This is a genomic window from Pseudomonas syringae CC1557, assembly GCF_000452705.1.
Taxonomy (GTDB): Bacteria; Pseudomonadota; Gammaproteobacteria; order Pseudomonadales; family Pseudomonadaceae; genus Aquipseudomonas; species Aquipseudomonas syringae_F.
Genome location: NZ_CP007014.1, coordinates 5318319 through 5332254 on the forward strand (window position 1 = coordinate 5318319; position 13936 = coordinate 5332254).

Below are 13936 nucleotides of genomic sequence, written 5' to 3' on the forward strand. Positions count from 1 at the left end.
CCGTACGATTTTTAATTCGGTAAAAAAACCAGATGAAATCGTAGCTTACGTGTCCAGCAAAAACGTGACCGGCCCATCGTTTATCAGGTGCACTTGCATATCCGCACCAAATTGGCCCGCTGCGACAAGCGGATGCGCGATTCTGGCCTGGCTTAGCAAGTAATCGAACAACTCGGCGCCCAATGCCGGAGCAGCCGCCTTCGAGAAGCTCGGACGCATGCCGCTTTTGGTGTCTGCAGCCAGGGTGAACTGTGAAACCAGCAGCAGCCCGCCCTGCACGTCGCGCAAGGACAGGTTCATTTTGCCGTCGGCATCACTGAACACTCGATAATTGAGCAGCTTGTGAAGCAACTTATCGGCACTGGCCCGGGTGTCTTGAGGCTCTATTCCGACCAGTACCAAAATGCCCTGATCAATAGCGCCGACCACCTCTGTCTCAACCTCGACGCGCGCACTGCGCACGCGCTGCAACAAACCTTTCATAAAGACTTTCCAAAGCTCGGCAAGAACATAAGGACGCTATCAGGCTTCTTCAGGGGGCAGATCAAGCAGATTTTGTGCTACCTGCGCCGCTGCACGGACCAGCGCGTCGGCAATACCCGTTTCGGACGCCGAATGCCCTGCGTCGCGAATCACCTGCAGCTCGCTGCCGGGCCAGTTCTGGTGCAATTCCCACGCATTATCCAGCGGGCAGATGACGTCGTAGCGGCCATGGACAATGATTGCGGGCAGGTGCGCGATTTTCGGCATGTCGCGAATCAGCTGATTCTCTTCCAGAAACGCCTTGTTCATAAAGTAGTGGCATTCGATGCGCGCGATGGAAAGGGCACGGTGCGGATCGGTAAAGCGGTCGACGACCTGGGGGTTGGGGCGCAAGGTTGCGCAACGGCCTTCCCACGTAGACCAGGCTTTGGCGGCATGCATCTGGGCGATCTGATCCGGGCCGGTGAGACGCTTGTGGAAGGCCGTGAGAATATCGTCGCGCTCATCGAGCGGGATCGGCGCGAGGTAATCCTGCCAGTAATCCGGGAACAGGCGGCTGGCACCGGCTTGATAAAACCAGTCGATTTCCTGCTGACGGGCGAGAAATACGCCGCGCAGGATCAGCGCATGCACGCGATCCGGATGGGTCTGGGCGTAGGCCAGCGCCAGCGTCGAACCCCACGAACCGCCGAACAGCACCCATTTGTCGATACCCAGATGCTCACGAATCGCTTCAAGGTCTTCGACCAACTTCCAGGTGGTGTTGTTTTCCAGGCTGGCGTGCGGCGTCGAGCGACCGCAACCGCGCTGGTCGAAGGTGACAATGCGGTATAGATTCGGATCGAAATAGCAGCGGCTGTTTGCATCACACCCGGAACCCGGACCACCGTGGATGAATACCACTGGCAGACCTTCAGGCGAGCCGCTTTCGTCGACGTAGAGCACATGCGGTTGTTCCACGGCCAGATCGTGCCGGGCGTAGGGTTTGATCTGCGGGTACAAAGTCTGCATAAGTGCTCCATAAGTCCGGTTAAGAGGCTTCTGATGTCCTGCCAACGGGCATCATAAACCCGAAACGAAGAATCAGCATGCTGCACGTCATTGATTAACATGGAACAATCAATGCAAGCGTTTTGCCAATTTGCCAGGTTCGCGAACCAGAACAGTCAGGCTGGGTCGAAGCGTGAGTCGTAAGCCGATTTATTTCTCTTTTTACAGGAAATAACTGACGACACGCCTACAGTCTAAGAATCCCATATCCCATTCGTCAGACTACTTGAGGTTGTATCGATGTCTCAGGAACCACTTGTTCGTGACGCTGACGTGGCTGCATTCCGCGCCGCTGTGCTCGCCAAACTCACCTATTCGGTGGGCAAGGACCCCGACCATGCGTTTGAGCATGACTGGTTTGAAGCCACCGCCCTTGCCGCGCGCGACCACATGGTCGAGCACTGGATGGATCACACGCGACAGATCTACCGCAAGGTGCAGAAACGGGTTTACTACCTGTCGCTGGAATTCCTGATCGGCCGGCTGTTATACGACAGCCTGAGCAACCTCGGGTTGCTCGAAGTCGCTCGTGAAGCACTCACCGAGCTGGGCGTCGATATTGAACGCATCCGCTTGCTGGAACCGGATGCAGCCTTGGGTAACGGCGGCCTGGGTCGCCTGGCGGCGTGCTTCATGGAAAGCATGTCGACCCTCGGTGTTGCAGCTCACGGTTACGGCATTCGTTACGAGCACGGCCTGTTCCGTCAGGGCATCGTCGATGGCTGGCAGCAAGAGCAGACCGAGAACTGGCTGGACTTCGGCAACCCATGGGAATTCGAACGCCCTGAGGTGGTGTATTCCATCGGTTTCGGCGGCAGCGTCGACACCATCACGTCGGAATCCGGTGAGCCGCGCCATGCATGGCGTCCGGGCGAAACCGTCCGCGCCATCGCCTACGACACCCCCGTAGTGGGCTGGCGCGGCAAGAGCGTGAACACCTTGCGCCTGTGGCGTGCCCGTGCAGTCGAAGATCTGCACCTGGAGCGCTTCAACGCAGGTGACCACTTTGGCGCGGTCGCCGAAGTGGTGCGCGCCGAAAGCATTTCCCGCGTGCTCTATCCCAACGATGCGACCGAAGCGGGCCAGGAACTGCGCCTGCGTCAGGAATACTTCTTTGTTTCCGCATCGCTGCAGGACCTGCTGCGTCGCCACCTGAACCAGCATGCGACGCTGACCGATCTGGCTGATCACGCTGCGATCCAGATGAACGATACGCACCCTTCGATCGCCGTGGCCGAACTGATGCGTCAGTTGATCGACAACCACAACATTGCGTGGGACACCGCCTGGAAAATCACCGTCGGCACCCTCGGCTATACCAACCACACGCTGCTGCCGGAAGCGCTGGAGACCTGGTCGGTCGGCCTGATGGAACGGATGCTGCCGCGCCACATGCAGATCATCTACCTGATCAACGCGCAACATATCGATACGCTGCGCGCCAAAGGGGTCGACGACGTCAACGTACTGCGTTCGGTGTCGTTGATCGAAGAAGACAATGGCCGCCGCGTGCGCATGGGCAACCTGGCGTTCCTCGGCTCGCACAGCGTCAACGGTGTGTCGGCGTTGCACACCCAGTTGATGCGCAAGACCGTGTTCGCCGAGCTGCACAAGATCTATCCGGACCGGATCAACAACAAGACCAACGGCATCACCTTCCGCCGCTGGCTGTTTCAGGCCAATCCGAAGCTCACCGAGATGCTCGTCGAGGCGCTGGGTGAAGATGTACTGGATAACGCCGAGACTCGGCTGAAGGAGCTTGAGCCGTTCGCCGAGAAGTCCTCGTTCCGCAGGCAGATGGCTGATCAGCGCCTGCACAGCAAGCGTGCACTGGCAGCGATCATTCACGAACGCCTGGGTATTGCCGTCAATCCGGCGGCGATGTTCGACGTTCAGGTCAAGCGTATCCACGAATACAAGCGCCAGTTGCTGAACCTGTTCCATACCGTGGCGCTGTATCAGGCCATTCGTGCCGAGCCAGGTACGGACTGGGTGCCGCGTGTGAAGATCTTCGCGGGCAAGGCGGCGGCCAGCTATCACTCAGCCAAGCTGATCATCAAGCTGACCAACGACATCGCGCGGACCGTGAACAGCGACCCCACAGTACGTGGCCTGCTGAAAGTCGTGTTCATGCCCAACTACAACGTCAGCCTGGCGGAAAGCATCATTCCGGCAGCCGACCTTTCCGAGCAGATTTCCACTGCCGGCCTGGAAGCTTCCGGCACCAGCAACATGAAGTTCGGCCTCAACGGCGCGCTGACCATCGGCACGCTGGACGGTGCCAACGTGGAAATGAGCGAGCAGGTCGGGCTGGAACACATGTTCATCTTCGGCATGACCTCGCAACAGGTCGAAGCCCGCAAGCAGGCCGGCGACTTCAGCGCGCATGCCGACGTGGCGGCTTCGGGACGCCTGAATGATGTATTGCAGGCGATTCGCGGCGGGGTGTTCTCGCCGGATGATCCGAACCGTTATGTCGGACTGGTCGATCAGCTGCTGGCGTATGACCGCTTCCTGGTCTGCGCTGACTTCGATTCGTACTGGGCAGCCCAAGCCAAGGTCGAAGAACGCTGGCACGACTCCAAGGAATGGTGGCGCTCGGCGGTACTCAACACTGCGCGCATGGGCTGGTTCTCTTCGGACCGGACCATTCGTGAGTACGCCGGGGATATCTGGAAGGCGCTGGACTGACGTTAAAGCTTGAAATACGACAGTTCCGTAGTGTGGGAGCGAGCCGGGCGACGCCCGGCTTGCTCCCACTCGGATGTGTCTTGAGCTGAAAGTTTGATTACAGCGCTCATGGCGCTGAATCTCGTTACCACTCCTGGACTGCCCCCCCCGAAAGGCGTCCAGAACTCCCGTGTCTGCGGGCCGCATAAAACATACAAACGATCTCAGCCCGCCTCTATATACTGCCCTCGATAAACCTTCACACACCGAAAAGGATGTCGTCGCGTGCTCTGGATTTGTCTGTTGGTGGGCGGTGCGCTGCTGGGCTACTCGTTGAGTTATGACGAGTGGACGGGCACGTTGATTGGCGCGGTCATGGGCTGGGCTGTCTGGGCAGGCATTCGTGTACGCCTGCTTGGCAGGCAATCTGCCGATCAGTTGCAGCAACTGCTCGCCACCCGCACATCCCTTGATGCTCTTCAGCAGCGCCTGAGCGTGCTCGAACGTCAGTCCGCGCCCGGTGTGCCGCCCGCTCAGGACAACGCGCCGCTGCCGCTGGATGCCGTCATTCTCGCAGCGCCAACCGAAGGCCCCGAGCTGATCTGGGACCTGCCCGACGACACGCCGCAGTCCGCACCGACCGTTGAGCCCGTCATACCGGCCCGCCCATCATTACCTTCTGCACAGCCCAATCTGCTGGACACTGCCATCAACCGCGCCAAAGACTGGTTACTGGGCGGCAATACCGTATTGCGGGTCGGCGTGGTCTTGCTGTTTCTCGGGCTGGCTTTTCTGCTGCGTTACGCCACCGAAGGGATGGTGGTGCCGATTGAGGCTCGCTACGCCGGAGTTGCCGCCAGTGCGTTGGCGTTGCTGGGGCTGGGCTGGTGGCTGCGACTGCGCAACGGGTCTTATGCGCTGATCCTGCAAGGCGCGGGTATCGGCGTCTTGTACCTGACCGTGTTTGCGGCGATGAAACTGCACGCACTGCTGGACCCGGCACCGGGCTTTGCCTTGCTGGTGGCCATCACCACCTTTTCGACCATTCTCGCGCTGACCCAGAACTCGCTGGCACTGGCCTGCGCCGGCGCGCTCGGCGGGTTCGCGGCACCGCTTCTGGCCTCGACCGGACAAGGCAGCCACGTTTCGCTGTTCAGTTATTTCGCCCTGCTCAACGCAGGCATCATCGCCATCGCGTGGTTCAAGGCCTGGCGCATTCTCAACCTGATCGGCTTCTTCGGCACGTTCGGCATCGGCTTCGCCTGGGGCATCAGGGCCTACACGCCCGAGCTGTTCTGGAGCACCGAACCGTTCTTGATTCTGTTCTTCCTGATGTACTTGGCCATCGGCCTGCTGTTCGCCCGCCGCACGCTGCTTGAAATCGCCGCGCCGCCGCCAGACGAGACCCGAGAAACCCTGCTGCGTTGGTCCGCACGTCAGGGCGATTATGTCGACGGCACGCTGCTGTTCGGTACGCCTATCGTCGGTTTCGGCATTCAATACGCACTGGTCGAGCACCTGGAACTGGGTGCCGCATTCAGCGCGCTCGTGCTGGGCCTGATCTACATGGGGCTGGCGCGTTGGCTGACACTGCGCACGCCCGGTCGTACCGTGTTGCTGATGGAAACCTGTCTGGCGCTGGGCGTGGTGTTTGCCACCCTGGCGATCCCGCTGGGCCTCGGTTCGCAATGGACGACCAGCGCCTGGGCCGTGGAAGGCGCGGCGGTGTTCTGGCTGGGCTTGCGTCAGCGGCGCAGGCTGGCACAGGTTTTCGGCCTGCTGTTGCAACTGGGCGCCAGCGCGATTCTGCTCAGCGACGTGGGTGCCGACAGCTCGGCGCAGGCCTTTTCCAGCGACTACTGGACGCCGATGATTCTGGCTATTGCAGCGCTGATCAGTGCCTGGTGCGTGTTCCGCTTCAACTCCCTGACACTTATCGATCCCAAACTCGCCAGAACACTGTTGGTCATCTGGGGCGCATTCTGGTGGATGGTTTCGCTGGTCATTGCGGTCGATCTGCACGCGCCAGCGCCTGACCAGACGTCTGCTCTGCTGATCGCTTCCGCCCTCAGCGTGGCGCTCTGGGCAGCAATTGCCGGACGCTTGCGCTGGACGGATCTCGCCACGCTGTGCAGCGTAATGACCCCCGTCTGCGCGCCCTTGCTGCTGATCTCGCTCGACAAGCATGACAACCCGGCGGCCAGCGGCGGCTGGCTGGCCTGGAGCACGGTATTCATTGTGCATCTGCTGACCCTGCGCCACCTGGGGAACCTGCAGCCCATTCTGGCAAAACGTGTCGCTCACACTGCTGGCTGCCTGCTGTTCCTCTGTGTGCTGGCGCTGGAGCTGCGCTTCGGCCTGCTGCAAATGTCCGAGTACTACAACGCATGGCGCTGGCTGGGCTGGGCGATACTCCCAAGCCTGTTCCTGCTGGCGATGAGTTCCGGCAGAGAGTGGCCGTGGCCCGTGAAAGCCTGCCCTGAGGCTTATCATGTCGGGGCTGCCGCGCCGTTGGCGATCCTGATGCTGGCGTGGTTCTGGCTGGCGAACATCTTCAGCGATGGCGCGGCCGATCCGCTGCCTTATGTACCGCTGCTTAACCCGCTGGAAATTGGCCTGCTGCTGTCCCTGGCGGGCATATGCCTGTGGATGCGCAAGTACCTGAAACGTCAACGCAACCGCACCTTGCTGCTGGCCGGGGCTTCGCTGTTCGCACTGGTCACCGCCATGGTCATGCGCACCGCCCATCACTGGGCCGATGTGCCGTGGTACAGCGAGGCTCTGCTGGCGTCGATGCGCGTTCAGGCGGGGTTGTCGATCGTCTGGACGCTGATGGCGCTGGCCCTGATGATCGGCGGCCATGTGCGCGCCAACCGCGAGTTGTGGCTGGGCGGCGCAGCATTGATCGGGGTGGTGGTCATCAAGCTGTTCTTCGTCGAACTGAGCAATCGCGGCGGCATGGAGCGCATCGTCTCGTTCATCGGCGTTGGCATTTTGCTACTGGTGGTGGGATATTTCGCACCCTTGCCACCGAAACGTCCTGCGCATAACGTTGAAGCAGACAGTGTCGAAGACCCTGGCCCCGGCCCGAGCGCCGCACCCGACACCCCATGAGGAAGCCGTTCTTGAGTCATCCTGTCATGAAAATCGCCGTGTTTGGCCTTGCCCTGTGTGCGGCGATAACCGCCGGCGCTCAAGACAAACCGGCTGATTTTGCCAGCCAGACGCCACTGACGCTCAGCGGCGAAGGGCCGTGGTATCGCATCGAATTGCCGCTTGCCGTGCAGTTGAATGCGCAACAGGTCGATCTCGGTGACGTGCGCGTGTTCAATGCCGAGGGTCAGCCGCAGGCCTACGCGATCACTCCGCGCCAGCCTGCACGTGAGCAGGAACCCGCGCCGATCGAGGTCAAAGGGTTCGCGCTGTACAGCACTCAGGAAACAGGCGACGCAGTGCCCGTCATTCGCATCGAACGTTCCAGCAACGGCAGCGTGATCGAGGTCCAGCCGCAAAGCGATATCGAAGCTGGCGAAGAAGTATTGCGTGGCTGGCTGCTGGACACCAGCGCCATCAAAGCACCGCTGGAACAGTTGATCATCGACTGGAGCACGGAGCGTGAAGGCTTCCAGCACTTCAGCATCGAGGCCAGCGATGACTTGCAGCACTGGCGCGACTGGGGCGAGGGGCAAGTGGCGCGCCTGTCGTTTGCCGACGAAGTGGTCGAGCAGCGTGAAGTCGGCCTGCCCGGTCAAAGCGCGCGCTATCTGCGCCTGCTATGGCGTGCGCCCCACAGCGCTCCGTTGTTGATCTCCGCACATCTGCTGAGCGCCAGCAGCAACATTCCAACACCGCCACTGACCTGGTCGCCACCGGTCAAGGGCACCGTCGAGAGCGCCAATGAATACGTCTGGCAGTTACCGGCAGGCTTGCCGATAGCACGCGTGAAAGTCGACATTGCCCAGCCCAACAGCCTCGCTCCAGCCGTTCTTTATGGCCGTGTCGATGCCAGACAACCCTGGCAACCTATCAGCAGCGGCCTGTTGTATCGCTTGTCGCAGAACAACAGCGATGTCTTGCAGGATCAACTGCAACTGTCCGGGCGTGTTGTTCAACAGCTCAAGCTGGTGGTGGATGACCGGGGCGGCGGTCTGGGCAGCGAGGCTCCGCAGTTGAGCGTGGCCGTGCCTGCAACCGAAGTGGTGTTTCTGGCGCGCGGCAACGGGCCGTTCACGCTGGCGGTCGGCAACCCGACGGTCAAGGCGGCGAACCTGTCGCTGGCGACCCTTATTCCCGATTTCAGCCCGGAAAAACTCGCTGTGATCGGCACTGCGCAACCCGCCACGGCCTCCGTCGTCAACATGACGGCGGCACCGGCAGTGGCAGAGCAGAGCGTCGACTTCAAACGCCTGGGGCTGTGGGCGATTCTGCTGGTGGGCGTGCTGTTTCTGGGCTGGATGGCAGCCAGCACCTTGCGTGCGTCGAAACGCTGAAAGGCACGGCTCATCAGGGTCGGTTTGCCCGACATCTGAACTGAAACAGTCATCAGCCAGTCTGATAGCAGTATTACGTCGCCACTCGCGTTAAACTGCGCGGGTTTTCATACCCCCTATTTTCGGAGCTATCCATGTCCCGCGTCACACTGAGTCGTTACTTGATTGAGCAGACCCGCAGCAACAACACCCCTGCCGATCTGCGCTTCCTGATCGAAGTTGTGGCACGCGCATGCAAGGAAATCAGCCACGCCGTCTCCAAAGGCGCGCTGGGCGGTGTGCTGGGCAGCATGGGCACCGAAAACGTACAGGGCGAAGTGCAGAAAAAGCTCGACGTGATCTCCAACGAGATTCTGCTCGAAGCCAACGAATGGGGCGGTCACCTGGCCGGTATGGCGTCCGAAGAAATGGACAATGCCTACCAGATTCCGGGCAAATACCCGAAGGGCGCGTACCTGCTGGTGTTCGACCCGCTGGACGGCTCGTCGAACATCGACATCAACGCACCGGTCGGCACCATCTTCTCGGTCCTGCGCTGCCCTAACCAGTACCTGACCCAGAACGAGCCGCTGAACGAAAAAGCCTTCATGCAGCCCGGCACCGAGCAGGTGGCTGCCGGTTATGCGATCTACGGCCCGCAGACCATGCTGGTGCTGACCCTGGGTGACGGCGTCAAAGGCTTCACGCTGGACCGTGAAATGGGCAGCTTCGTGCTGACTCACGAAGACATCAAAATCCCTGAGGCCACTCAGGAATTCGCCATCAACATGTCCAACCAGCGTCACTGGGAAGCGCCGGTGCAGCGCTACGTGAACGAGTTGCTGGCCGGTGAAGACGGTCCGCTGAAGAAGAATTACAACATGCGTTGGGTTGCTGCGATGGTCGGCGACGTGCATCGCATCCTGACCCGTGGTGGCCTGTTCATGTACCCGCGCGACAGCCGCGAGCCATCCAAGCCGGGCAAGCTGCGCTTGATGTACGAAGCCAATCCTATGTCGTTCCTGGTCGAGCAGGCCGGCGGTGCTTCGACCGATGGCCATCAGCGCATTCTCGACATCCAGCCGGACGGCCTGCACCAGCGTGTGGCGGTGTATCTGGGTTCGAAACAGGAAGTCGAGCGCGTCACGGCGTATCACAAAGAGTAATCGCGCCAAGCGGCGATTCGGCTCAGTCGAATCGCCAACACGCCTGGAATGCTCGACAGAGGAGCATTCCGGCGACGCCAACAGCGCAAGGCTGCGGGCCACGCAACTGCTACAGCGCACAAATCCTTTCCCGCTCCGGGAACCAGATCCCCGTTTTCTCTTCTAAGCTTGCGGTAATGCGCCAGCGCCAGACTGCATCAGCTTGCACTGCGACGCGACCCCCTTCCGTTCAGGAGCTACACCCATGTCCTTGCGCTCTCTCGCGTTACTGTCGTTCTGCGTGCTGCTGGCTGCCTGCAGCAAGATCACTCAGGAAAACTATTCGAAGATTTCCGCCGGTATGCCGAAGGCTCAGGTCGAGTCCTTGCTGGGCAGTCCGACGGAGTGTTCCGGCGCACTGGGGATGTCCAGTTGCACATGGGGCGACCAGAACACCTTTATCAGCGTGCAGTACGCGGCGGACAAGGTCGTGCTGTTCTCGGGTCAGGGTCTGAAATAACCCATGATCAAGCTACTGGTTCGTTTTGGAATTTTTGTCATGGCCAGCTTTCTGGCCATTGGTTTTGCCCACTCGGCTGACAATCTGGAGCCGAAGACGGTTGATGGCGTTGACCTCAAGCAGTATCAGGGCACCTGGTACGAGATCGCCCGTTTACCGATGTTCTTCCAGCGCAAATGCGCCCAGTCCGAAGCGCTTTACACGCTCAAGGACGACGGCAAAATGGCAGTCACCAACCGCTGCCGCACCCTCGAAGGCAAGTGGGAAGAAGCCACCGGCACCGCCTCGCCACAGGTTCCGGGCAAGACCGACAAGTTGTGGGTAGTGTTCGATAACTGGTTCTCGCGTCTGTTGCCGGGCGTAGCCAAGGGTGATTACTGGATTCTGGACGTCAGCGAAGGCTACCGCACGGCGGTGGTCGGCAACCCGGATCGCAAATACCTGTGGCTGCTGTCGCGCACACCTGTCGTGTCTCAGGCAGACAGGGAAAACATGCTGAGCAAAGCACGCCAGCAGGGCTATGACACCACCCGCCTGATCTGGCGCGAGGATGACTCGAAGATCGGCAAGGGCGAGAAGTAAGCGGGTTTGCTGCCGGTTACCGGCAGTTCGCGAACAAGTTCGCTCCTACGGCCTTCGGCCAGAATCAAAAGCACGTGTGTATGATTATCGCGCCCATGCTCCGCGTGGGCATGCCGTTCCGGACGCTCCGCGTCCGCTCTTGCATCAGCCCAGCAATTCCCTCAGTACCTGTGCAAACGCTCGACTGCTCTGCTCTTCTGCGGCATGCCTTCCTTCGCGGATGACCCAGCGTCCATTCACCGCGACGTCGCGAATCTGCCGGTCGCTGCCGGCGAATAGCCAGCGGTTGAGAATGGCGTCGCCGGACGCCATGGCGATGTACGGGTCGTTGCCATCCAGCACCAGCCAGTCGGCGCGCAGCCCCACTTGCAGTTTGCCGATCGGCTGGCCCAGCGCCTGTGCGCCACCGGCCAGCGCGGCGTCGTACAAGGTGCGGCCAACCATGGGCTGATCACTCCGGTACAACCGGTTGCGGCGTTGATCACGCAGACGCTGCCCGTACTCCAGCCAGCGCAGTTCTTCGACCACGCTGAGCGAAACGTGGCTGTCAGAACCGATCCCCCAGCGCCCTCCCTGCGCGATGTAATCCACCGCAGGAAAGATTCCGTCCCCCAGATTCGCTTCGGTGGTCAGGCACAAACCCGCCACTGCGCCGCTCTGCGCCATCAACTGCACTTCATCCGCATCAGCATGGGTCGCGTGGACCAGACACCAGCGGTTATCCACAGGAGTGTTTTCATACAGCCATTGCAGTGGACGCCGACCGCTCCAGCTCAAACAGTCATCGACTTCCTTTTGCTGCTCGGCAATATGGATGTGTACCGGACACTGCGCATCGCTGGCCGCAAGCACGTCACTGATCTGCTGCGGAGTGACCGCGCGCAAGGAGTGAAAGCACAGGCCAAGCTGCTGAGCTGGCTGCGCCGCCAGAACCGGTCGCAGACGAGCCTGCAACTCCAGATAACTGTCGGTGCTGTGGATGAACCGGCGCTGGCCCTCGTTCGGCGCCAGCCCGCCAAACCCGGAGTGGCTGTAAAGCACTGGCAGCAAGGTCAGACCGATACCCGTCGCGCTTGCCGCCTGGCTGATCTGCACGGCCAGCTCGGCAGGGTCTGCGTAGGGCGTGCCGTCCAGGTCCTGATGCACGTAGTGAAACTCGGCCACCGAGGTGTAACCGCCCTTGAGCAACTCGATGTACAGCTGACGCGCGATCACACCCAGTTGCTGCGGACTGATACGCCCGACAAGGCGATACATCAAATCACGCCAGGTCCAGAAGCTATCGTTGGGATTACCCGCTACTTCAGCCAGCCCAGCCATCGCCCGCTGGAACGCATGAGAGTGCAGATTCGGCATGCCAGGCAACAACGGCCCGCTGACCACTTCGGCACCCTGCCGGTCTGCATTGGCTTCAACGCGGGTCAAGACCCCTTCCTGGCTGACCTCCAGACGCACATTGCTGGCCCAGCCGTCAGGGAGTAACGCGCGCTCGGCAAAGAAGGCTGACATTGACTTCACACCTCATCACTGTAATTTGTATATACATATACAGACGTTCAAGCGACCGGTAAACCGTCTGCGCTTGCCGTGTACCGGGTTAATGGTTAGCGTTGGCGCGTTGCTGTATCTGAACCCTCTCGAACAAGGACTCACCCGTGTCGACTCCGCCCGCCGCTTCTTCCTTGGCAGCCCAGATGGGCGACAGTCCCGCACCCTTGTACGCCCGCGTCAAACACATGATCGCGCTGCAGATTCAGAACGGCACCTGGCCGCCGCACCACCGTGTGCCATCGGAAAGCGAGCTGGTGACGCAACTGGGCTTCAGCCGCATGACCATCAACCGGGCGCTGCGTGAACTGACCGCCGAAGGTCTGTTGGTGCGCATGCAGGGCGTCGGCACGTTCGTCGCTGAACCGAAGAGCCAGTCGGCGCTGTTCGAGGTGCATAACATCGCCGACGAGATCGCCGCTCGCGGCCATCGTCATACCTGCAAGGTGATGGTGCTCAAAGAGGAAGCCGCAGGCTCGGAGCGCGCTCTGGCGCTGGACATGCGTGAAGGCCAGAAGGTGTTTCATTCGCTGATCGTGCATTTCGAGAATGACATTCCGGTGCAGATCGAAGACCGTTTTGTGAATGCCCAGGTCGCGCCGGATTACCTCAAGCAAGACTTCACCCTGCAGACGCCATACGCCTATCTGTCAAAAGTCGCACCGCTGACCGAGGGCGAGCACGTGGTTGAAGCGATTCTCGCCGAAGCCGATGAATGCCGGCTGTTGCAGATTGACGCTGGCGAGCCCTGCCTGCTGATTCGCCGACGCACATGGTCCGGTCGCCAGCCAGTGACGGCAGCACGTCTGATCCACCCCGGCTCCCGTCATCGCCTGGAAGGACGCTTTAGCAAATGATTAAAACCCACATTCTGCATGCTGCTGATTATCCGCGCATGCCGTGGAAGAACGGCGGCGGCAGTACTGAAGAAATTGCGCGCGATGCAGGCCAGAACCTGGACGGTTTCGGCTGGCGTCTGTCGATTGCCGACATTGAAACTTCGGGTGGTTTCTCGGTGTTTGCCGGGTACCAGCGCATCATCACAGTGCTGCAGGGTGCGGGCATGACCCTGACGGTGGATGGCATCCCCAGTCGCCCACTGTTACCTTCCGATCCGTTTGCCTTCAGCGGCGATAGCGAAGTCAGCTGTAGCCTGCTCGACGGGCCGATTCGCGACTTCAACCTGATCTACGCTCCACACCGTTATACTGCGCGCCTGCACTGGATCGATGTAAGCCAGACGCAACGGCTGTTCAGTTCAGCCAGCACCTTTGTGGTGTTCAGCATGGCCGAACAGGTGGCGATCCGTGTGCAAGGTCAGGAGCGGGAAGTCCTCGGCAAACACGATTGCGCTCTGGTCGATAACACCGGAGGCCTGCTGGAGATCGAACTGCAAGCACCCCGCGTCAGTCGTTGCTGCCTGATCGAGCTCGCGGTCACAGGCCAGTAACCCGCTGCCTGGCACCCCA

The 13936-nt window shown here is 60.6% G+C and carries 11 protein-coding genes; 8 read left to right on the top strand and 3 right to left on the bottom strand.

The window, feature by feature from the left end; genetic code table 11:
• Positions 1-45: 45 nt before the first annotated feature.
• Entirely contained in the window at positions 46-483 is a 438-nt protein-coding gene (dtd, locus tag N018_RS23410) for a D-aminoacyl-tRNA deacylase (RefSeq protein ID WP_024645009.1), read from the bottom strand.
• Positions 484-522: 39 nt separating this feature from the next.
• A complete protein-coding gene (gene pip / locus N018_RS23415; RefSeq protein WP_025390870.1) occupies positions 523-1494 on the bottom strand; it encodes a prolyl aminopeptidase in 972 nt (323 codons plus the stop codon).
• 279 nt (positions 1495-1773) lie between these two features.
• On the opposite strand from pip, the gene N018_RS23420 reads away from it, so the two are divergent.
• The 6 genes from N018_RS23420 (at position 1774) to N018_RS23445 (ending at position 10919) form a co-directional block, all read left to right on the top strand.
• A complete protein-coding gene (locus tag N018_RS23420) occupies positions 1774-4224 on the top strand; it encodes a glycogen/starch/alpha-glucan phosphorylase (protein WP_024645007.1) in 2451 nt (816 codons plus the stop codon).
• Positions 4225-4488: 264 nt separating this feature from the next.
• The gene (locus N018_RS23425; protein WP_025390871.1) at positions 4489-7317 is read left to right on the top strand and encodes a DUF2339 domain-containing protein; all 2829 of its coding nucleotides are present in this window, start codon (positions 4489-4491) and stop codon (positions 7315-7317) included.
• Between the two features lie 26 nt (positions 7318-7343).
• Positions 7344-8693 carry a DUF3999 domain-containing protein gene (locus N018_RS23430; protein ID WP_024645005.1) on the top strand — a complete coding sequence of 450 codons (1350 nt, stop codon included), beginning with the start codon at positions 7344-7346 and terminating at the stop codon, positions 8691-8693.
• A gap of 134 nt (positions 8694-8827) precedes the next feature.
• The gene (locus N018_RS23435; RefSeq protein ID WP_024645004.1) at positions 8828-9838 is read left to right on the top strand and encodes a class 1 fructose-bisphosphatase; all 1011 of its coding nucleotides are present in this window, start codon (positions 8828-8830) and stop codon (positions 9836-9838) included.
• A gap of 244 nt (positions 9839-10082) precedes the next feature.
• Entirely contained in the window at positions 10083-10337 is a 255-nt protein-coding gene (gene bamE, locus N018_RS23440; protein ID WP_024645003.1) for an outer membrane protein assembly factor BamE domain-containing protein, read from the top strand.
• A 3-nt stretch (positions 10338-10340) separates the two neighbouring features.
• Positions 10341-10919 carry a lipocalin family protein gene (locus N018_RS23445; RefSeq protein ID WP_024645002.1) on the top strand — a complete coding sequence of 193 codons (579 nt, stop codon included), beginning with the start codon at positions 10341-10343 and terminating at the stop codon, positions 10917-10919.
• A gap of 144 nt (positions 10920-11063) precedes the next feature.
• Here the strand turns inward: N018_RS23445 and N018_RS23450 are convergent, their stop codons facing one another.
• Positions 11064-12428, bottom strand: coding sequence for a formimidoylglutamate deiminase (locus N018_RS23450; protein WP_024645001.1), 1365 nt, complete (start codon positions 12426-12428; stop codon positions 11064-11066).
• Between the two features lie 185 nt (positions 12429-12613).
• Here N018_RS23450 and hutC point away from each other — a divergent pair, with 185 nt between their 5' ends.
• Positions 12614-13324, top strand: a complete 711-nt coding sequence (hutC, locus tag N018_RS23455) for a histidine utilization repressor (protein ID WP_195757208.1) — start codon at positions 12614-12616, stop codon at positions 13322-13324.
• Positions 13321-13917, top strand: coding sequence for a HutD/Ves family protein (locus N018_RS23460; protein WP_025390872.1), 597 nt, complete (start codon positions 13321-13323; stop codon positions 13915-13917). The genes hutC and N018_RS23460 overlap by 4 nt, the downstream gene beginning before the upstream one ends.
• The last annotated feature ends 19 nt before the right edge of the window (positions 13918-13936 follow it).